Origin of the sequence: Paenibacillus sp. OSY-SE, assembly GCF_000283315.1 — a bacterium.
GTDB classification, from domain to species: Bacteria; Bacillota; Bacilli; order Paenibacillales; family Paenibacillaceae; genus Paenibacillus_B; species Paenibacillus_B profundus.
The window spans coordinates 33,239-54,957 of sequence record NZ_ALKF01000196.1; the positions used below are offsets into that span (position 1 = coordinate 33,239).

Annotated in this window: 20 protein-coding genes; 18 read left to right on the top strand and 2 right to left on the bottom strand. The window is 50.4% G+C overall.

What is annotated here, in order from left to right; translation table 11 throughout:
- Nucleotides 1-237 precede the first annotated feature (237 nt).
- The 14 genes from A372_RS0122990 to A372_RS0123055 all read left to right on the top strand — a co-directional run bounded on the left by A372_RS0122990 (nucleotide 238) and on the right by A372_RS0123055 (nucleotide 16,565).
- Complete coding sequence (locus tag A372_RS0122990; protein ID WP_019423261.1) at nucleotides 238-1,215, top strand: LCP family protein; 978 nt, start codon at nucleotides 238-240, stop codon at nucleotides 1,213-1,215.
- 124 nt (nucleotides 1,216-1,339) lie between these two features.
- Complete coding sequence (locus tag A372_RS0122995; protein WP_019423262.1) at nucleotides 1,340-1,762, top strand: CBS domain-containing protein; 423 nt, start codon at nucleotides 1,340-1,342, stop codon at nucleotides 1,760-1,762.
- Nucleotides 1,763-1,907: 145 nt separating this feature from the next.
- Nucleotides 1,908-2,834, top strand: a complete 927-nt coding sequence (locus tag A372_RS0123000; protein WP_019423263.1) for a DUF2232 domain-containing protein — start codon at nucleotides 1,908-1,910, stop codon at nucleotides 2,832-2,834.
- 11 nt (nucleotides 2,835-2,845) lie between these two features.
- Nucleotides 2,846-4,804, top strand: coding sequence for a DHH family phosphoesterase (locus A372_RS0123005; RefSeq protein WP_019423264.1), 1,959 nt, complete (start codon nucleotides 2,846-2,848; stop codon nucleotides 4,802-4,804).
- Complete coding sequence (rplI, locus tag A372_RS0123010; protein ID WP_019423265.1) at nucleotides 4,801-5,244, top strand: 50S ribosomal protein L9; 444 nt, start codon at nucleotides 4,801-4,803, stop codon at nucleotides 5,242-5,244. Before A372_RS0123005 ends, rplI begins: the two co-directional genes overlap by 4 nt.
- A gap of 1 nt (nucleotide 5,245) precedes the next feature.
- A complete protein-coding gene (dnaB, locus tag A372_RS0123015) occupies nucleotides 5,246-6,601 on the top strand; it encodes a replicative DNA helicase (RefSeq protein WP_019423266.1) in 1,356 nt (451 codons plus the stop codon).
- 169 nt (nucleotides 6,602-6,770) lie between these two features.
- Entirely contained in the window at nucleotides 6,771-8,054 is a 1,284-nt protein-coding gene (locus tag A372_RS0123020) for an adenylosuccinate synthase (protein WP_019423267.1), read from the top strand.
- Between the two features lie 182 nt (nucleotides 8,055-8,236).
- Entirely contained in the window at nucleotides 8,237-9,040 is an 804-nt protein-coding gene (locus tag A372_RS0123025; protein ID WP_019423268.1) for a hypothetical protein, read from the top strand.
- 239 nt (nucleotides 9,041-9,279) lie between these two features.
- A complete protein-coding gene (locus tag A372_RS0123030) occupies nucleotides 9,280-10,818 on the top strand; it encodes a peptidoglycan DD-metalloendopeptidase family protein (protein ID WP_019423269.1) in 1,539 nt (512 codons plus the stop codon).
- Between the two features lie 241 nt (nucleotides 10,819-11,059).
- A complete protein-coding gene (gene yycF / locus A372_RS0123035; RefSeq protein WP_019423270.1) occupies nucleotides 11,060-11,788 on the top strand; it encodes a response regulator YycF in 729 nt (242 codons plus the stop codon).
- Nucleotides 11,789-13,651 carry a cell wall metabolism sensor histidine kinase WalK gene (gene walK / locus A372_RS0123040; RefSeq protein WP_019423271.1) on the top strand — a complete coding sequence of 621 codons (1,863 nt, stop codon included), beginning with the start codon at nucleotides 11,789-11,791 and terminating at the stop codon, nucleotides 13,649-13,651.
- Nucleotides 13,648-14,955, top strand: coding sequence for a YycH family regulatory protein (locus A372_RS0123045; protein WP_019423272.1), 1,308 nt, complete (start codon nucleotides 13,648-13,650; stop codon nucleotides 14,953-14,955). The genes walK and A372_RS0123045 overlap by 4 nt, the downstream gene beginning before the upstream one ends.
- 51 nt (nucleotides 14,956-15,006) lie before the next feature.
- Nucleotides 15,007-15,747, top strand: a complete 741-nt coding sequence (gene yycI / locus A372_RS0123050) for a two-component system regulatory protein YycI (RefSeq protein ID WP_019423273.1) — start codon at nucleotides 15,007-15,009, stop codon at nucleotides 15,745-15,747.
- On the top strand, nucleotides 15,744-16,565 hold the full coding sequence (locus tag A372_RS0123055; protein WP_019423274.1) for an MBL fold metallo-hydrolase: 822 nt from the start codon (nucleotides 15,744-15,746) through the stop codon (nucleotides 16,563-16,565). The genes yycI and A372_RS0123055 overlap by 4 nt, the downstream gene beginning before the upstream one ends.
- Here A372_RS0123055 and A372_RS0123060 read toward each other — a convergent pair.
- The gene (locus A372_RS0123060) at nucleotides 16,519-16,743 is read right to left on the bottom strand and encodes a hypothetical protein (RefSeq protein WP_019423275.1); all 225 of its coding nucleotides are present in this window, start codon (nucleotides 16,741-16,743) and stop codon (nucleotides 16,519-16,521) included. The genes A372_RS0123055 and A372_RS0123060 overlap by 47 nt on opposite strands.
- Before the next feature lie 266 nt (nucleotides 16,744-17,009).
- Between A372_RS0123060 and A372_RS0123065 the strand changes: the two genes are divergently transcribed.
- From A372_RS0123065 to A372_RS0123080, 4 genes are all read left to right on the top strand, one after another.
- Nucleotides 17,010-18,254, top strand: coding sequence for a S1C family serine protease (locus A372_RS0123065; RefSeq protein WP_019423276.1), 1,245 nt, complete (start codon nucleotides 17,010-17,012; stop codon nucleotides 18,252-18,254).
- A gap of 195 nt (nucleotides 18,255-18,449) precedes the next feature.
- Nucleotides 18,450-18,620, top strand: coding sequence for a CxxH/CxxC protein (locus A372_RS36620; protein ID WP_019423277.1), 171 nt, complete (start codon nucleotides 18,450-18,452; stop codon nucleotides 18,618-18,620).
- Between the two features lie 330 nt (nucleotides 18,621-18,950).
- Nucleotides 18,951-19,688 (top strand): MBL fold metallo-hydrolase, encoded by a 738-nt coding sequence (locus tag A372_RS0123075; protein WP_019423278.1) that lies wholly within the window; start codon nucleotides 18,951-18,953, stop codon nucleotides 19,686-19,688.
- Nucleotides 19,666-20,241, top strand: coding sequence for a TetR/AcrR family transcriptional regulator (locus A372_RS0123080; protein WP_019423279.1), 576 nt, complete (start codon nucleotides 19,666-19,668; stop codon nucleotides 20,239-20,241). The genes A372_RS0123075 and A372_RS0123080 overlap by 23 nt, the downstream gene beginning before the upstream one ends.
- A gap of 82 nt (nucleotides 20,242-20,323) precedes the next feature.
- Here A372_RS0123080 and A372_RS0123085 read toward each other — a convergent pair whose 3' ends face one another.
- The gene (locus tag A372_RS0123085) at nucleotides 20,324-21,598 is read right to left on the bottom strand and encodes an MFS transporter (RefSeq protein ID WP_026011246.1); all 1,275 of its coding nucleotides are present in this window, start codon (nucleotides 21,596-21,598) and stop codon (nucleotides 20,324-20,326) included.
- Nucleotides 21,599-21,719: the final 121 nt, after the last annotated feature.

The following is a 21,719-nucleotide window of genomic DNA, read 5'->3' on the forward strand; positions in this document are numbered from 1 at the left end:
CATGGAACATGTGCCAGACTTGGAAGGTCAAAGGTTTCTAGGGGAGTATTATAGTCCGTGTGAGTGCTTACTTCTTTTTGTATGTTGGCAGCTCTAAGAACAACGATTCTGAGGTGCTGCATACCCAAAGTCCGCCTGTTATTCATTATGTTCAAATATGGGAACAAAATATGCATAAACAACGATTATGGTTTGATGGGAACCGTATAACACATCATTAGGAAGAAGTGGTTTTGAATGAAAAAATATAAAAAATGGGGAATAGCGTTTGCAGTCATAGCCATTATAGGTTTTAGCGGATTTTTCTTCCGTAAGCAAATCGCTGTCTTGGCCTTTGATATGTTCTTGTCGGGCCATGTGGAGGAAACGTTAGATAAGTCTTATAAGCCGATTGAGGGAAAAGAAGAAGTTGTCCGCAAAGTAACGGAACCGTTCTCGGTGCTGCTGCTCGGGGTGGACCAGCGGGATAAGGAGATAGGCCGCTCCGATACGATCATTTATTCTGTCGTCCGGCCGCAAGATAATAAGGTGCTGCTGCTCTCGATTCCGCGGGATGCGTACACGGAAATTATCGGAAAAGGGTTTAAAACGAAATTAAATCACGCATACGCCTATGGCGGTGCCAAAATGAGTATGGAGTCTGTAGATAATCTGCTTAATCACAAAGTGGACCATTACGCGACAATTAATTTTAACGGGCTAAAGGACGTCGTTGATGCGTTGGACGGCGTGAAGCTGCCGATAACGAAGGATATCGTCAACAAGGACCCGAATCACGAGAAGTTCAGAATTGAAGCCAACAAGCCGATTTATAATGGGCAAGAAGCGTTGTACTTCGTTCGTTACCGTGAGGATTCTGATATGAATCGGACTATGCGTCACCGCATCTTTTTGAATTCGGTTATGGAACGGGCTATCGAAATGGATAAAATCGCACGCATTCCGGAGCTTATTGAAATTATGGGTGATAATTTTACAACGGATATGCGTCCAAAATATATGATTGATTTGGCCAAGACGATGTTCACGCAAGATGATCCACCGCAAATTAGCAGTTACATGCTGCACGGCGATGGTAAAATGATGGATAACGTCTGGTACTACATGGTGGATGACGAAGATTTGGAATATGTGCAGAAGCTGCTTAACAATTGGTTGGATGCAAGTACGCCAAAAGCAGAGTTAATGGCGCCGCGTCCTATGCGTGAAGATTGATGAATAGCAAGTCAGCCGTATTTACGGCTGACTTTTTGTTTTTGATCCGGGAAATGTGTTAATTTAGTCTTAGGGAGTTATGGATAAATACGGCCCCTGCTTGATTGAGGAGGAGACCACACGGATGAATATCGCTTTTTTCTTAACACCGAAACATGAAGTCGTCTGCTTAACCTTGAACGCAACGCTGCGCCAGACGCTTGAACGGATGGAGTATCATCGTTATACCGCGGTGCCCATTTTGAACGAAGGCGGGGAATATGTCGGCACCGTGACTGAAGGAGATTTACTATGGCATATGAAAAATTCAAATGGCGAAGTCACATTTGAGAACGCTTCAAAGTTTATGCTTAAGGAAGTCTCGCTCAATATGCGCAATAAAAGTGTTCGCATTGATTCAAATATGGAGGATTTAATCAATCTCGCCAAGATGCAGAACTTCGTTCCGGTCGTAGACGATATGAACCGATTCATCGGTATTGTGCGCCGGAGTCAGATCATCGAATACTGTGAGCAGTTCGTTACCAAAGCTATGGACGTGAAATAATTATGGTATAATGAAAGATGACGGTTTTTTAGAGGTTAAGGTAAAAAATAGAAAAACCAAACTGCTGATCCGCCCTAAACCGCCACGGGTTTTATAAGCATCGAATGGAATAAGGAAACAATTTTTGCGCAAGAGGTGAACATTTTTGAAAAACCGCTGGTCATCGATTACATGGGCGATTGTCGCGCTCGTGTTGCTACTATCTATCTTTCAGCCGATACAGGTGTTGACGATGAGCTTTATGGCGGTTCCGTTTGTAATGCTCTACGCGACGCAATCGACGCGCAGGTTCGCATTATTTGTGGTGCCGGTGCTGGTCATCATATTTTTCTTGTTGGGCAACTTAGGGTCAATTGCCGTGCTTACGGCGCTCTATTTCATGATTCCGGGTATTGTATTCGGGCATATGTTTAAAAAGAAGAAGCCTGCACTGACCGTTTATTTTGCAGGAACGGTCACGTTTCTCATTCAGTCCTTGGTTGTGCTGGCTTTAGCCAAATGGGCGCTTAATTTCAACTTTTACGATTATATTATGACGATCATGAACGAGTCCCTGTTGGGACTTGAACAGACTGCACTGTTCCCTACGGGGATGACGTCCGATATGAAAGAGCAGTTCGTTCTGCTGATCAGTCAAATGATTCCGTTCATGCTTATCATCAGCGCGCTTTATATGGGTACGATTACGTATGCGATCAGCAGACCGCTGTTAACGGCCCAAGGCGCCGGTGTGCAGAAGATGAAGCCGCTTCATCAATGGATGCTGCCGAGAGCGCTGCTCTGGTATTACTTGATTACGATTATTTTGGATTTGGTTGTGACGAAATCGTCGGACAGCTTCTTAACGCTCATTTTATTGAATTTGGCGCCTCTGCTTCAGATGGCGTTTATGCTTCAAGGGATTTCTTTTCTCTTCTTCTTGGCGAATGCAAGGCGGTGGAATAAGGGAATACCTATCGTTATGACAATAGCGGTCATATTCCTGCCAGTGCTTCATGCGATATTACGTATTATTGGAATTGTGGATTTGGCGTTTCCTATACGGCAATCCATTTCCAAACCAAGAGTATAGGGTGAGAAGGTATGCCTAAACTATTGTTCCATCGCTGGTATACGAAGTATACGAGCTGGACGTTTGTCTTGCTGTCAGCCTTAACCATCGTCGTGACTTTCTACAATTGGATTGTTGGCATACTGGCGTTTGTCGCCATTGTTGTGCTTGCGATTGCGTCACTTGCGGCGGAGCGCAAATTCCGTCATGAGATGGAGTCATATTTGACAACGCTAGGGTTAAGGGTGAAACGAGCAGGAGAAGAAGCAGTTGTTGATTTGCCTTACGGCATTTTGTTATATAGTGATGAACGGGTTATTGAGTGGCATAATCCTTATTTGGCGCAGCTAGCTGCTCTACCCTCCCTAGTGGGGGAAGATCTGTCCGAAGCCTTTCCTCAGCTTCATATCGGGAAGGAGAAGGAACGATCGGTAGAGCTGTTTATCGGCGGACGCATCCTGCATGCGGACATCGTGCCGGAGGAGCGGGTCGTCTATTTCACGGATATTACGGATATATGGACTTTGCGCAAGCGATACGAAGAGGAACGGATCGCGGTTGGCATCGTCATTATGGACAATTTGGAAGAATCGACTCAAGGTCTGGATGATCAACAACGTGCCGCCCTATTGGCGCGTGTTACTGGACAGATTACGGCATGGGCAAGCGAACATGGCATTCTGATCAAGCGACTATCCTCGGAACGTCACTTTATGGTAATGGACGTGCAGACGTTGAAGGCGCTGGAACAGACGCGCTTCGTCATCCTCGATGAAGTAAGAGAGACGACGCTGGATAACAAGCTGCCTGTAACGCTTAGCATGGGGATTGCGGCCGGTGCAGACAAGATGACGGAGCTTGGCCAGCTTGCGCAATCGAGCCTCGACATCGCGCTCGGCCGTGGCGGGGATCAGGTAGCCGTCCGTCTAGGGCAGCGTCTGTCCTTCTATGGCGGTAAGTCGAACGCTGTGGAGAAGCGCACGCGGGTGCGTGCCCGCGTCATTGCCCACGCGCTGCGTGATTTCATTCAACAAAGCGATGCCGTATTCATTATGGGGCATAAGAACCCGGACACGGATTCCATCGGGTCGGCGATCGGCGTGCTTAATGCTTGCCGATCGCTGAATGTGGAGGCTTATATCGTACTGGAAGAGAGTAATCCGTCGATCGACAGAATGGTCGCATACTTGGAGAAGGATGAAATCTTATGGTCCCGCTTCATTTCACGAAGCGAGGCGATAGAGATGATTACTGAGGATAGCTTGGTCGTCGTTGTCGATACGCACAAGGCGTCGATGGTGGAAGAACCGCGGCTCCTGCAATCGGAGCGCATCGTCATAATCGATCACCATCGCCGCGGCGAGGAGTTCATCAATGATGCGGTGCTCGTCTATTTGGAGCCCTATGCGTCATCTACAGCCGAGCTCGTCACCGAGCTGCTGCAGTACATTAATAACCGCCTAAGCTTGAGCACGTTGGAAGCGACGTCCTTATTGGCGGGCATTACGGTGGATACGAAGCACTTTACGTTGCGGACCGGGTCACGGACGTTCGATGCGGCAAGCTTCCTGCGTCGGCAAGGAGCTGATCCGCTGCTAATTCAGAAGATATTGAAAGAAGATTTAGAAGAGTTCATTCAGAAGGCGGAAATAATTCGCCATGCGGAAATGCTATACGGCAATATCGCTATCGCGGTGACGGAACCGGGACGCAAATTTTCACAGTTGCTCATTGCGCAGGTAGCTGATACGCTGTTAAATATGACCGATGTGTTGGCCTCGTTCGTCATTAGCGAACGTCCGGACGGCATTATCGGAATCAGCGCGCGCTCTCTAGGTCAGATGAACGTGCAAGTCGTTATGGAACGGCTGGGCGGCGGGGGACATCTGACGAATGCTGCCGTGCAAATGCAAGGCACACTCGAAGAGGCGCAGGATAAGCTCAAGCGCGTGCTGGAAGAAATCGACGCGGAAGAGGGGTTGTTCGAATGAAAGTCATTTTGTTGCAGGATGTAAAAGGACAAGGCAAAAAAGGACAAGTCAAAGAGGTCTCCGAAGGATACGCACAGAACTTTCTTATCAAGCAAGGGCTGGCGCGTCCGGCGACGGAGGGCAACCTGAAGACGCTGGAGCAGCAGCATAAATCGGAATTGAAACGCAAAGAAGAGGAAAAGGAAGACGCCGAAAAGCTTGCAGCGACATTAAATGAAACGACGATTGAGCTGAAGGCAAAGGCAGGAGACGGCGGACGTTTGTTCGGTGCCATCACTTCCAAGCAAATCGCGGAAGCGTTGAGCAAGTTGAAGATTAAAGTGGATAAGCGCAAAATCGAACTTCCTGATCCGATTCGTGCGTTAGGATATACAAACGTGACGGTGAAACTGCATCCGGATGTCAAAGCAACGATGAAGGTACACGTAACGGAGGAGTAAAATGAACGAGATGTTTGTCGATCGTGTTCCGCCGCAAAATGTGGAGGCCGAGCAAGCGGTAATCGGCGCCATTTTGCTGCAGTCGGAGGCGTTGATTACATCGATGGAGCGGGTGCAATCCGAGGATTTCTACAACCCGTCCCATCAGATGATCTACGAGGCAATGATCGAGCTTGGGGAAGATAATCAGCCGATCGATCTCGTCACGCTGACGGCAAAGCTGCAAGGTAAGCAGCAGTTGGAAGACATCGGCGGCGTGTCCTATTTGACGAAGCTGGCCAATGCGGTGCCTACCGCGGCCAACGTTGATTATTACGCGCAAATTATTGAAGAAAAATCGATGATGCGCCGTCTCATTCGCACCGCCACGCAGATTGTAAGCGAGGGGTATACGGGCGGTGACGATGTCTCCGGACTGTTAAGCGATGCGGAACGTCGTATCTTAGAAATATCGAACCGCCGCTCATCGAGCGGATTTATCGCCATTAAAGACGTCCTGATGGACGTATACGAACGAGTGGAACAACTGAATTTGCAGCAGGGCATCACGACCGGCATTCCATCGGGATTTCCGGATCTAGACAAGATGACATCGGGATTTCAGCGCAACGATTTGATTATCGTCGCGGCCCGTCCTTCTGTAGGGAAGACAGCCTTTGCGCTCAACATTGCCCAGAACGTCGGTGTTCGGGCAAAAGAGACAGTAGCTATCTTCAGTCTCGAGATGTCGGCGGCCCAGCTCGTACAGCGGATGGTATGCGCCGAATCGAACGTCGATGCCGGGCGGCTCCGCACGGGTCAGCTGGAAGATGATGATTGGGAGAAGCTGACGATGTCCATTGGCGCATTGTCAGAAGCCGAGATCTATATCGACGATACGCCGGGCATCACCGTCGCGGACATCCGTGCCAAGTGCCGGCGCTTAAAGAAAGAGCGCGGCCTCGGCATGATTCTAATCGACTACTTGCAGCTTATCCACGGACGCGGCAAAGCGGGGGATAACCGTCAACAGGAAGTGTCCGAAATATCGCGGACGCTCAAGATGATTGCAAGGGAGCTTGAAGTTCCTGTCATCGCACTCTCCCAGCTTAGTCGAGGAGTCGAGCAACGGCAGGATAAGCGTCCGATGATGTCTGACTTGCGGGAATCGGGCTCGATCGAGCAGGATGCCGATATCGTTGCGTTCTTGTATCGGGATGATTATTATAACCAGGATACGGAAAAGAAAAATATAATTGAAATCATTATAGCCAAGCAGCGGAATGGTCCGGTCGGCACCGTAGAGCTCGTATTTCTGAAAAATTTCAATAAATTCGTTAGCTACGAGAGGAATCATCAGGACTTATCTGCGGGATAATACAATATAATTTATAGGAGCGAGCGTCAGTTTCCGAACATTAGTCTAAATCCGGAAATTAACGTTCGCTTTTCATTGACTTTGTGCCATATCGCTGATAAACTAGAAATGCTGCTTTTCGGTGAAGCAGCGAATAACCGGTGTGTGAACACCCGACGGGGGTATGAATATGTCTACAGTAGTCGTCGTAGGAACCCAATGGGGTGACGAGGGAAAAGGGAAAATTACCGACTTCCTCGCCGAAAGCGCCGACGTGGTCGCGCGTTATCAAGGTGGTAACAATGCGGGGCACACGATCCTAATTGATAATAAAAAGTATAAGCTGAGTCTGATTCCGTCCGGTATTTTTTATACGAACAAAATCTGTGTCATCGGCAACGGAATGGTCATCAATCCTAAGGCATTAATCGAAGAAATTGGATATATTCACGATAATGGCTTCTCGACCGACAATCTCCGCATCAGCGATCGCGCGCATGTCATTATGCCGTATCATATGGTGCTGGATGGGTTGGAAGAAGAACGCAAAGGCCCGAACAAAATCGGCACGACCCGCAAAGGGATCGGCCCTTGCTATATGGACAAAGCGGCCCGTAACGGCATTCGTATTGTCGACTTGCTCGATAAGGACGTGTTCGAAGAGAAGTTCCGCCATCTGGCGAACGAGAAGAACGAACTCATCAGCATGTACGGCGGCGAACCGCTTGATATTGAAGCAACACTGCAAGAATACTTAGGATATGCCGAGTTTATTCGCAAGTATGTCCTCGATACTTCCGTTGTATTGAATGATGCGATTGATGCTGGCAAGAAGGTGCTGTTCGAGGGCGCGCAAGGCGTTATGCTCGACATTGACCAAGGTACCTATCCGTTCGTTACATCATCGAATCCGACGGCAGGCGGCGTCTGCATCGGCTCTGGTGTAGGACCTTCCAAAATCGAAGAGGTTATCGGCGTAGCGAAAGCTTATACGACTCGTGTAGGTGACGGACCGTTCCCTACAGAGCTTAACAACGAAACCGGTGATTTCATCCGTGAAGCAGGTCATGAATACGGCACCGTAACGGGCCGCGCCCGCCGCGTTGGCTGGTTCGACAGCGTCGTTGTCCGTCATGCCCGCCGCGTAAGCGGAATTACAGGCTTGTCGCTGAACTCGCTTGACGTGTTGACTGGCTTGAAGACCGTCAAGATCTGCACCGCTTATAAATACGGCGACGAAATTATCGAGCACTATCCGGCGAACTTGAATATGCTGGCCAAGTGCGAAGCGATTTATGAGGAAATGCCAGGCTGGTCCGAAGATATTACACAATGCAAAACATTGGGAGACTTGCCGGAATCGACGCGCAACTACGTACAACGCGTATCGGAGTTGACTGGTATTCCAATCTCTATTTTCTCCGTCGGCCGCAACCGCGAGCAGACGAACCAAGTTCAACCAATCTACCGTTAATATGGAATCCGGCTTCTTCCTTAGGAAGGGGCCGGATTTTTTTGATGAATTACGGGCATACTAAGCAGTAAATGATTTTGCGCCATTCCGTGACTTTCAAGGAAATGATAGAACTAGAAGCGCCGTCGTATCGCGGTCAAGAAGCGACTAGTAACGGGAAGGCTAGCTGGGAGGCATCATTTATGCGATGGACGATGCGCGTAGTTCGAATGGTGATTACGATATTGATGGTAAGTTTGATTTCAAGTCTATTAACGGTAGGAACGACAGCAATCGTCGTTGACCAGTATATTCAGACGGCGTTAAATACCTTTCACATTCCGTTGGAACGAAAACCGTTAACACTAACATCGATGTGGGGCGTTCTGCTCGGCTCAGGATCGGCAACCGATCCAAACAAGGCATCTGGGTCTGTGACGGGAGGAGTCCAGCCTGCAGGAGAACGAGGCGATGCAGGCGACACGGAATCAGGAGAAGCAGGGGGAGCAGGAGGCGGGTCGTCAACAGGGAATCAATCCAAGCCGGATCCGAATGCAGCCGCTGGTGAACCGTCAGACGGCGCGCTGCCGGTAATGGGGGGCATATCATCAGGGCAGGAGGCCCGTCAGCAAGAGCGGGTCGTCGTTCCGCCGGATGTGCTGTCTAAGAACAAAGACGATATGTCCAAGACGAAGAAAGAAGAGCTGTTCACCGCACTCATGAAGAAGCTCCCGCAAGAGGAATGGCAGCATCTCTCCACGTTAATGGAGGATGGCTTAACATCGAGTGAGCTGACGGAAGTGGAGCAAATTTTAGCAAAGCATCTCAATGATGAAGAGTATAAGCAGATGCGGGAATGGCTTGTCGGAGAGAGCGGGACAGCCATAAAAGAAGATGGCGGCTCAGGGGCTGCCGCACAAAATACACAGGAAGTCGAACCGGGATCCGGGCCGGAAGCCAGCTCAAGATTGGGGCCTGAATCCGGGCAAGACACGGGACAAGACTAATCCAGCAATAAATACCATGTATATAAAACGCGAAAAGAGTCATCTTCAATAGAAGAGGCCATTCGCGTTTTTTTCTATATATATGACTTTCCAGGGGCAGGCGCTTGCTCCCGGCGTCAGTTGCATTGTTCTTTCGACCTGTGTTACATTAAACAAGATGAAAAAAGATGACAAAACGTTAACCTTTGTCACTTTGTGCTGAAATCGTAATGGATGAACTTGAAATAAAGGAGACCAACATGGAACGTTTCAACGGAAATCGTCGGGACAACGAAGTCGGACAAGACTCGAAGAACCGATGGCAACAATGGACGGCAGCATGGCGGCAGCGGCTGGCATCGAGCACCGCTACACGATGGGTTGCGAAATCTCGCAAGCAAATCGTGCTTTCAGTTGGCGGATTGGCGCTCATTGCGTCTGCCGTATGGGGCGGTACAGCCTATGTACAAGCAAATACAGTATCTTTCTTTCATGTATATAAAAATAATGAGCTCGTAGGAACGATATCTGCTCTTGATGATTTGGAAGGCTTCTACGCTAAGAAGCAGGATGAAGTACAGGCAAAGCATCCGAATGCGCATATGCAGCTTGATATGGAAGGCATCCGCACGGTGGCTGATTCCGGCTTCAAGGCGCAGCCCGCAACGAAGGAGACGCTGGTGAAGCTCGGCGGCATGATGACCGCTTATGCGGTAGGCGTAGAGTTGAAGGTAAATGGCCAGAGCGTCGGCATTGTGAAGGACGAAGCGACGGCTGAGAAAATATTGCAGCAGGTCAAAGGAAAATATACAGAGAAAAGCACGAAGAACAGCAAGAATGCGAAGGAAGTCAAAGTGCTGTCTGCTCCGGTGCGATCCGTTAATGCGACAAAGGCGATGTCGCGTCTGGAGTCGGTGAGCTTCCGCGAACGGGTAAGCATGGAAGGCAGCAACACGGATCCGGACAAGCTGCTTAGTCCGCAAGAAGCAATTAACAAATTGACCACTGGCCAGAATAAGCCGAGTAAATATAAAGTGCAAAAAGGTGATACCGTCTCCTCCATTGCGAAGAAGATGAACGTATCGATTCAAGCGATTTATACGAATAATCCATCTGCCGGCGAAGAGGTACTGCAAGTGGGCCAAGAGCTCGATCTGACGGAAGCGAAGCCGTTGATTACCGTAAAGACGGTCGAAGCATACAGCGAGTATATCGTGACAGAGCCGCAGAAGATTGTGAAAGAGGACCCGGAAATGCGAGCGGGGGAATCTAAAGTCGTGCGTGAAGGCAAGCAGGGCTTAAAGCGCATGTCGTACCGTCTCATTAAAGATAACGGTATGCTGTCGAATGAAGAGTGGATCGATCAAGAAGTAATCGAGCCAGCGATTCCGGAAATTGTCATACGGGGAACGAAAGTCGTGAGCGGAGAAGGGACTGGCTCGTTCGATTGGCCGGTCAGCGGCGCAACGCTGACGAGCGGATACGGCAAACGCTGGGGACGGATGCACAAAGGCATTGATATGATATCATCCGACCGTTCTATCATGGCGGCCGATGAAGGGGTTGTCGTGTTCGCAGGCGAGAAGAGCGGTTACGGCAACTGCATTATTGTGAACCATCGCAACGGTTATAAGACGTTGTATGGACATCTAAGCAAGATTGATATCAATGTCGGCGATATTGTGGAAAAAGGTCAGAATATCGGCGTCATGGGCAGCACGGGAAATTCAACAGGAACGCATCTTCACTTTGAGATTCATAAAGATGATGAAGTGCAAAATCCTCTAAAATATTTATAAACAAGCAGAAGGCGGGACGAATCACGTTCCCGTCTTTTTCGTTATAGAGGTTGTTCGTGCTGAAAAGCGGGTCTTTTTGAACACGAGCCTATAGGCCGTCTGGACTCACTTTTTCAATCCTCCAACGTTTGCTATCGGGATGAAGAGACAATTATGGTAAAATAGAGTGACACTGGTTAACAGCTATCATGAATAGGAATCGAACTAAGTGATATTGAAATTGGAGAGAGGTGCAGATTCCATGTACGGCAAAATTCTCGTCGTGGATGATGAACAGCCGATTGCGGATATTTTGAAATTCAATCTGGAAAAAGAGGGCTATGAGGTCGTGTGTGCCTTCGATGGAGGAACAGCGGTGGAGCTGGCTTTATCGGAGAAGCCGGACCTGATACTGCTCGATTTGATGCTGCCCGTCAAGGACGGGATGGACGTGTGCCGTGAAGTGCGTCAGCACCTTCAAATGCCCATCATTATGCTGACCGCGAAGGATACGGAGATCGACAAGGTGCTTGGTCTCGAGATGGGCGCTGATGATTACGTGACGAAGCCATTCGGCACAAGAGAGCTGCTGGCGCGAGTCAAAGCGCATTTGCGGCGTCAGAACAAAGTGGCAGTCCAAGGCGAGGATGCTGGTGCAGGGGCGGCGGAGAAGCAGGGCATGCGCTTGCACGAGCTGCTTATCGATACGGATATGTATGTCGTCTATAAAAATGGGGAGATGCTCGATTTAACACACCGGGAGTACGAGCTACTCCATTACTTGGTGCGCAGCTCTGGAAAGGTGATGACGCGGGAGCATCTGCTGCAGGCCGTATGGGGATACGAATACTTCGGCGATGTGCGCACCGTCGATGTGACGATTCGCCGTCTGCGCGAGAAGATCGAGGACGATCCGAGCAAGCCGGAGTATATTATTACGCGCCGCGGTCTCGGCTACATGATGCGCAATCCTCGTAACGGAGGCTTCTAGATGAAATGGGGCATCGGCCGCTTCTTTCGAACGATACAGGCAAAGCTCATCATTATTTATGTGCTGCTCATTTTGATTGCGATGCAACTTATCGGGGTGTACTTCGTCAGTTCGATGAAGCATTCCCTTACGAACAATTTTACGAAAGATTTGCAGACGACGGCCGAGCTTATGTCCATTTATGCCGGACAGACGTTGAAGGGCGAGGAAATGCTGGAGAACGAACGCACATTGGAAGAGTTGAATACGTATGTGCATAGCTTCTTCAATATGAACGGTGTCGAGATTCAAGTCATCGACGCAACCGGGAAAGTACTAACGACTTCCGTGCAATCTAACATGGAAATCGTCGGCCGCAAAAATACGGAGACGGTGGTCAACCGCGCGTTGCAAGGAATCCGCGACAATCAGCAAGTTATTATTGACGAGGACAATGTGCGCAAGCAGGTGCTGGCTAAGCCGGTCTTTTCGAACGACAAAAACAATAAGATCGTGGGCGCCCTCTATATCGTCGCGTCGATGAAGGATCTGTATGCGACGATTGAAGGCATCAACCGCATCTTCGTCTCGGGTATGGCGATTGCGCTCGGACTAACGGCGGTGCTCGGCATCATATTGGCGCATACGATTACTCAGCCGATTAAAGAAATAACGAAGCAAGCGACGAAGGTGGCGGAAGGGAACTTCGCCGGGCAAGTGCCTGTATTGGGAACCGATGAAATCGGCCAGTTGAGCGAGGCGTTCAATTATATGACCCGGCGCCTGCAGGAAGCGCTGAATGCGAACGAAGAGGAGAAGGAGAAGCTGGCTTCGATTCTGACCAACATGAGCGATGGCGTTGTGTCCACCGATGAGAACGGCAAGGTCATTCTCGTCAACCGCCGTGCCTGCAAGATGTTGGATGTAGATACGGAAGGCGCGGAGGGGCGCAATATTGCCGATTTGCTGCGCGTGCCAATGTCACAGGTGGAGCAGCTTGTCAGCGGCCAGCTCAATTGGATTCTAATCTCTCCGGTGGAAGGAGAGAGTCACGCTCAAGAGGAGAGCGATACGGTGCTGCGCGTCTCGTTCACACCGGTTCACCGCCGCGGAGAAGGAATGACAGGCTCTATCGTCGTGCTGCAGGACGTGACTGAGCAGGAGAAGCTGGAGCAGTCTCGTCGCGAGTTCGTCGCGAACGTGTCGCATGAGCTTCGTACCCCGCTTACGACGATTAAGAGCTATGTGGAAGCGCTCGATGACGGGGCGCTTGAGGAGCCACAGCTGGCTGAACGCTTCGTCGGCGTCATACGCAATGAGTCGGAGCGCATGATCCGGCTCGTAACCGACCTGCTTCATCTGTCGCGGCTTGATTCCAAGCAAGCGACACTGCGCAAGCAGCCGACGGATATCGTGGAGATGCTGGAGGATGTCGTAGACCGCTTCTCCTTCCAATTCCGCAATCGGGGGATTGTGGCGAAGGTAGAGGCGGAAGATGGCATCGGCAACGTCGTCATCGATCGCGATCAGATCGACCAACTGCTGGACAATCTCGTATCCAATGCCGTGAAATATACACCAGACGGCGGCGAGGTGACGTTGTCTGCCTCCCTGTCTGAGACGAAGCAGTTGGTGCACTTGACGGTGAAGGATACCGGAATGGGCATTCCAAAGAAGGATTTGGAGCGAATCTTTGAGCGGTTCTATCGGGTCGATAAAGCCCGATCGCGCAATATGGGCGGGACAGGCCTCGGGCTGTCCATTGCCCGGGAAATTGTAAGAGCGCACGGAGGCGACATTCGGATTGAGTCAGAGTGGAATGTCGGCACGCAAGTGACCTTTAGCTTGCCGATGACATTCGAAGGGAGTGAAGCAAGCGAATGATAGAGCGGGTTAAAACGGTGCTGCTCACCGTTCTCGTGCTGCTCAGTCTTGTGCAGAGCTTCTTCCTCACCTATGACATGCCGAACTTTGATGTGGTTGAGAAGACGTCAAGCGACTATATTAAGACCGAACCGTTAGGCCCGGAGGAAAAAGTAGAGAATCTGGTGTTCCCTGATCAGGTCGTGCTTCATCTTGGAGAGAACAAGCATACGGTGCTGTACCCGGGGATGACGTTCTATAACATGATTATGAAACGGCTGCAAGGCCGCTCCTATGATGGGTTCCAGGGCCGCCCGGTCTCATCGGTCGAATGGACGCGAATCCGGGAGCAGAACGAAGGTGTGGAGCTGCGCTTCTTATCTCCCGTTCCAGCTAAGCTTCTGCAGAAGGAGTTCCCTATTGCCGATGATGCCGCATTTTTGACCGAGGAAATTCGTAGTATTTGGCTGTACGCGACGAAAGATGCCAGTGAAGTACGCGTATTCTTCTTCAATGAGAAGGGGGATACGGCATACGAATCCACGCGCGCGAATTTAACGGTCCAGGATGTGAAGCAGCAGGTTGAATTCGGACGCAAATGGACACCGTACAAGCTGGTGAACGGAACGTATTACGTTCCGGAGCAGCCGCTCGAATTAATGGACGTGACGCTGCCCTTCGAACGAGTTACGATAGAGGAGATGCAGCGAAGCTTATTCTTCGATCCGACCGTAACGAAAAATATCGAAACGGGAAGCTCTGAAATATATACAGATGCCAAGCGCGGGCTAGAGGTTAATCGGGCACAGCAGTGGATTATTTATTCCGATCCGGCAGTGCCGACAGAGGGTCGTCAAGATGTCGCGGCCGACGTGACGGGCGCGGTACGGTTCATCAATCAGCACGGCGGGTGGAACGGCCGCTTCCGCTTCGTCATGATGGACCCGGATGAGAAGCCCATCGGGGTGTTCGGTGGATCGACGAGCTTGGGCAGGGTATTTCGCTTCCAACAATATTGGGGCTCGTATCCGATTATAAGCACAAGCGCCTTCCGCTTCGGTTATATGCAGGTAACAATGCAGCAAGGCACCGTAACGAGCTATGAGCGTTCACTCGTTCAGCTCTTGCAGCGGGCAACCGAGAAAGAAGTGCGCCACCTGCCAAGCGGCGATGCGCTTATTAACAAGCTGAATTTGCTGGACAAGGGGAAAATGATTGAATCGCTTGACCCGGTCTATGTTCCGTCGCAGGAGAAAGATGTAATACGGCTTATTCCCACCTGGCAGGTGAAATATAGCGACGGCACGGTGTCATTGCTGAAATAAACATTCGTAATGCATGGCAGAATTCAATCACTCACAGAGGGGAGGATCCGCATGGATTGGAGTCGGGCCAAAAATGTATTAATCTATGCGTTTTTATTGCTTAATATCGTGCTCGGTTATCAGCTCTGGCAGGATGTTCGAGATCGGATGCACTCTGATCTCGACTGGACGTCTTTATCCGAGGAGACACGTCAAATTATGGACGTGAAGCACATTCAAGTACCGGCGAAGATACCAGCGGAGACTCCGACGCTGAGGGAGATTACATACCGATTCGTTAATCGCGGGACGGAGCGGGTACCCATACAGACACCGAAGGATAGCACGATCATCTTTTTAGAAAAAGAACTGATACGCTCGCTGCAAGGCGACATCCCGCATATCGAGATGTACCGCTATGATGAGCTGTCGGGCAAACCGGGCACATTTGTGCTTCATCAACGGCTGGCGAACGGCTTGCCGATCTTCGAGGTATCCTTGGAACTATCTGTGAGCGAACAGAAAATAACGGCATACCGTCAGCAGTACGTGGAGCTCATCGAAACCAAGAGCAATAAGGAGCAGAAGATTTTGCCGGCCTCGCAGGCGCTTGGCAGTGTAATCGAGAAGGTGATGCCGGGTTCGATCGTGAAGGATATCCAGCTTGGATACCACGGGCAAATTTTCGACGCGGAGACACAGGTATCCGCCCCGTCTTGGCGAATTATGCTGGAAAATGAGGTTTATTACGTAAACGCCATTAACGGCGCGGTCGATAATTTGCAAGCAGGAAAGAAGGAGATAGACAAATGAGTTTACGATTTACCGTATTGTCGAGCGGATCGACGGGCAATGCGACAGTGATTCAAAATGATGAAGCGACGCTTATGATTGATGTCGGTTTAAGCTGTAAGCGTACGGAGCAGCTGCTGGAGGAACAGGGCCTCTCCGGCAAGCAGATAGACGGCATTCTTGTTACGCATGAGCATTCGGACCACATCAAAGGGTTGGGCGCGTTTGCCCGTAAGTATGATGTGCCCATTTATGCCAATGAAAATACGTGGGAGGCGCTGACGAAGCATGTCGGTGCGATCGCGGACGAGAAACGGATTGTGATGCAGACGGGCGAAGCTCGCGATTTTGGAGATTTGCGCGTGGAATCGTACGGTATTTCCCATGATGCGGCTGAACCGGTCGGCTACAGCTTCTATGAAGGGGATACGAAGCTGAGCGTCACGACGGACCTCGGTTATATGAGCGATAAGGTCAGAGATGCGGTCATCGATTCCGACGTGCTCGTTATGGAGTCGAATCACGATGTTGAAATGCTGCGGATGGGACGATATCCTTGGAACATTAAACGGCGTATTTTGGGCGATATGGGCCACTTGTCGAACGAAGCAGCAGGCGAAGCGTTAGGTGAGGTCGTGACGGGCAATACGCGCCGTGCTTATTTGGCGCATTTGAGCCGCGATCATAACATGATGGACCTCGCCCGCATGTCGGTGCAAAACGTGATGGAGGATAACGGACATTTTTTCAAAGAAAGCGAGTTTCAATTACGAGATACGTATTATGACAAGCCTACGCCATGGGACACGGTTCATGCGAAGTCTCCAGTTCGTCTGTAAGCCACAGCTCGAGCTGCTCGGCTTTGAGGGCGATATCTTCATGCGTAAGCAAGCCTTTCTCCACGAGCAGTTCCATTAACGTGGAAAGGGCTAACGTTAGGCGATATTGGTCTTCCTTCATATCGGCAAGCTTCCCGATCAGATCCACGTCCGACCAGACAGAAGATGATGATTTCATAGGCATGTACTCCTTTCAATTGGAATAGGATGATAGTGGTTACAATCCCGATTCTTTTCTCTCAATTTCTCTTTTGTATGATAGAATATGTACAAGGTTGCAAATCTATGACATTTCATTTCACATTATAGGCTCATAGTAAGCATTAATATATAGTGTTGACCGATTGAACGCATAACATTCAGGTGAACGGGGTGTTATGGCGGTAAGGTGCGGTGGATCAACCGGACATGGCGAAGAGCCCGTGTTGAGGGGAGTTGGGTCGGATGAGCTTTTTTGATGATGATTTTTTCTCGCCGAAGGTATCGCGTCGGATCAAGAGAAAATGGCACGGGCAAACGGAAGCGCCGGGATGGAAACAAAAGAAGCTCAGACGGGATTCGGGTCGCAAATGGTCAACCGTACAAGTTGCGGTCGTTAGTTCGGTAATTAGTGCGTTGTTAGCGGTCCTTCTATACAGCTGGTTAGTCGGTGCCGGAACGGCTTCGCAGCAGCCGGTTGCAGTAGCGGGCAGCGAGAACGCGTATGATCCGTATGAACGGATCGTGCAGGCTGCGGAGAAGGTGAGCCCTGCCGTCGTCAGTATCGTGAATCAGCAGAAGAGTATTACGGATGACAGTGAAGCAGTGAAGGATACGAACTTGGGATCCGGGGTTATTTTCAGTCAGGAGAACGGAAAAGCGTATGTGCTGACGAATGAACATGTCGTGCAAGGCGCCGATAAGCTCGAGGTTGTACTGGCAAATGGACAGCGTAAGAACGCGGAGTTGATCGGTAAAGACCGTGTGATGGATATTGCAGTCATTCGCATGGACGATGCTGGTGTGACGGCGGTGGCGGAGATCGGAGATTCCAAGAAGCTGCGGCGCGGCGAGACGGTGATTGCGATTGGCAATCCGCTTGGATTTGGGGATTCGCTTACAGCGGGAATTATCAGCTATACGAACCGCGTTATACCAGTGTCGCTCAATCAAGACGGCATATATGATTGGGAGCAGATGGTCATTCAGACGGATGCGGCCATTAACGAAGGCAACAGCGGCGGTGCCTTGGTCAATCTGAACGGGCAAGTGATTGGTATTAATACGATGAAGATTGCGACGACCGGTGTGGAAGGACTGGGCTTCGCCATTCCGACAAATGAAGTGATGTGGGTTGTAGATCAAATTACACAGTACGGCAAAGTCGTGCGCCCTTACTTGGGCGTGTATACAGTGGATTTGAATAATCCGTATGCTCCCATCACTCAAGAACAACGGGAAGATCTACAGCTGCCGCTAGAGGTAACGGCGGGTGTTATTGTTTTGGAAGCGACCGGACCGGCGAAGAAGGCTGGCATGCAGCTGAACGATGTAATTGTCCGGTTCGATAACGATCCTATCGGTACGACGCTTGATCTCCGCAAATATTTATATGAGAAGAAGAAGATCGGGGAGAGCTTGGACGTGAAGTTCTACCGGGACGGCAAGCTGATGACGACGTCGGTGGAACTGTCGGATAAGCCAGAGTGAGCAGGATACAATAAGAGCGAATCACACATTTTCTCGGCGCTGAAAAGTAACCTTTTGAACATGCGTATATATGCATTACATCTTACGGGAACATATAGAACTATGATATGATGGACAGGGAGCGCTGTGCCGAATGGCTGAGGCGTGCCACATGGTGTTAGAGGACAGCAGGACTGGCAAGAAAGAGGGAACGACATGTACGTAGTATGCAAAGATCATGTAGAATTGGCTATCGACAAATTCGTAGATGAATTCGAGGACGCTCCGGACATTGTCGATCTGGATGAAGTGGAATTCAGCGATTGGGAAAGACCGATCAAATGCTGCATGGATTGTGAGCATGAAGCGAATTTCCTTGTCGTGTAACGTGCCAAGGGCGTAAGGCATATCGTAAGGGACATTCTTACGTCAGGCTGAATAGGGAGAAGAACGGAACAAGGGCGAGAGACCACAAGGGTCGCAGGCCCTTGTTTTTTGATCATTATGGAATGTTTGAATTGGGTGAGGTGATTCGTTCTGTTTTGACTGTGAGCAACTTCCGGATCGGGTGTGGATAATGGGGAAAAGGCGAAAAACGTCATGAAATTCAAGTTATCCACATGTGGATATTGAAATATAGGGAAAAATACTGCTTGCCAAAACTAATGTAGTTAGTTATTATACTAATAAAATTAGTTTAATTGGGAGTTGGTTTTTATGCGGATGCGTAAACACGGTTTTATTATTCAATTGACATTTTTACCTCATCTGTTTCCGGTGAATTGTTACTTGGTGGAGGAGGAGCATGAGTTGACCTTGGTCGATGCGGCGCTTCCCTTCAGCGTTAAAGGAATATTAAAGGCGGCGGAACGGCTTAGCAAGCCAATTACACGGATTGTACTTACCCATGCGCATGACGACCATGTCGGTGCGTTGGATGCGTTGAAGGAGGCTCTGCCGCAGGCTCAAGTCTTGATCTCGGAACGGGATGCCAAATTGCTGCGCGGTGATCGCTCTCTTGAAGCGGGTGAGCCTCAGACTCCAATACGGGGAGGCGTTCCGAAAGCGGTGCGCACACAGCCGGATGTGCTCCTTCAGGATGGAGATCGCATTGGTTCGTTAACGGCGATATCTGCACCAGGGCATACGCCGGGCATGATGGCCTTCCTGGATGAGCGAAGCGGTGCTCTCTTGGCCGGTGACGCGCTCCAGACCCGCGGCGGCATCGCCGTCTCTGGCAAGCTTAAGCCGCTGTTTCCGTTCCCGGCCTTCGCGACCTGGGACAAGGCCGCTGCGCTCGATAGTGTGCGCAAGCTCCGCGCATTGTCGCCAACGCTGCTGGCGGTCGGTCACGGCGAGATGATTGTCGACCCGCAATCGGCGCTCGACCGGGCCATTATGGATGCAGAACAAGAATGGGGGAAGATGGAGCATGTCCAGAAAATCACTCGATAAAGCGACCATTCTGCAGGCTGCAATTGAGCTGGCCGATGATATGGGATTGGAACAAGTAACGTTGTCCTCCTTGGCGCAACGGTTGGGCATCAAGTCGCCATCGCTTTACAATCATATCGATGGCATGCCGGGCTTGCGGAGGGAGCTGGCCCTTCACGGACTGCAGCTGCTGTGCGATGCAATGACGAAAGCAGCGGTCGGCAAAGCGGGAGAGAAGGCGCTCCTCTCCATCGGAATCGCCTACGTGGCGTTTGTGCGAGAGCATCCCGGGCTGTACGAGGCGACGCAGCCCGCGCCCGATCAGATGGACGAGGAACTGGTGGCTGCATCGTACCGGAGCGTGCAACTGCTGCTTGACGTGCTGGATGAATATCAGTTGGAACGTGACGACGCACTGCATATGGTGAGGGGGCTGCGCAGCATGCTGCATGGGTTCGCTTCATTGGAGCTGAGGGGGGGATTCGGCCTGAAGCTTGATACCGATGAGAGCCTGATGCGCATGCTTCGGACGTACCTGTCTGGCATGGAGCTGCAAGTGCGGACAATCGATTGAACATAGGAATAGCCTAACTTACAAAAAGCGAACCGCCCTGAAGGGGTTCGCTTTTAACATTAGTATCACTGCAATCCACTGCTTACTTGGCGATTTCCTTGCTTATGCCGAGCGGGATGTGGGCCTTTTTCTCTTTGAACATGAAGTAGTAGCAAATGGCTGATGTCACATACAAGATACCCGTCATGCTGAACGTTATTGCGTACCCCCAATAGTAGCCGTATGTGGTGACCAAGTACGACTGCACGGATCCCATGCTGGCCCAGCCAAGCATGAAGGCCGTCTGCGTGAGCGAGTTGGCGATTCCCCGGCGGGAGTCTGAAATCCGATCCACCATGACGGCCGATTGAATGGGATTGGCAGCATTCATAAGCGCTTGCCGGAACAAGAAGCTGACACTGGCGATTAGGATTAGGTTCGTAAATCCGGTCAAGAGCAGAAATGGCAGCGACAGCATTTGAAAAATAACGATCGCTTTCACTTGGCCTACCCGCTTAACCAATGTCGGCCCGATAAGCATAGAAATGATCGTCATTACTTGTCCGAGTGAAATGAGAATGCCCACCGACGTTAGCGACACAGAGAACCGATTCGTAAAATAAAGGTTCAAATAAGGCACGACCAGTCCTGATCCGAGGCCAACAAGGAGCTGACAGTATGTAAGACGGCGAATGTCTCTCCATTCAAGCTTGGGATTCAATGACTTCGGACGAATTTCTGTTGCGGATGGCGACACGGTCGGCACCTTTTTCTGCTCCAACACGAAGAGGAGCGGAAGAAAGGCGGCAAAGCTCGCGACGCCGCCAACCATCAAGACGGTCTGCAGACTCGCAACTTTGCTCCAGCCGGCGGTCTGCAGCAGGTCGGCCATATATCCGCCCCCCATACTGCCTAGCACCTGCCAAGCAAGCCCTAGCGCAAAGTGATAGCTGAACAGCTGCAGCCGCTGCTCTTTGCGCGTATTTTCAGCAAGGAATGGCACCGCTATCACTTGGAAGCACGCAGCGAACAGTCCAGAGAAGATGGCGAGGGAATGCAAGCCCCACTCTGACACCACATACGAACGCCCGACGAAGCCAAGGCCGGTGAACAGCGCACCGGCAATCAGAATCCATTTGCGACTCGTCCGGTCTCCGAGAAAGCCAATCGGGACAAACATCAGTGCAGTCGCCAACGATTGCAAACTAATAATTGTCCCGTTCATCTCATCGCCGTAACCGAGCGATTGAATATACAAGTTATACAGCACCATGAACATGCCGCTGCCGATTTGAAATAAGCCATTTGCCAGAAAAAACACTCTAATATTGCGATTCCATGTCTTGAAGTCCATTACCGCTTGCTGATAAAAACGCATGATCGCTCCTCCATTAAAGCGCGTAATCGAAAAGGCTTTGGCCTTTGGAATAGCCACTAAAGTCGATAGCCTTCTCCATTGTAACAAGGGAACCCTTTCCAAGGAAGAGGATCATGCAACA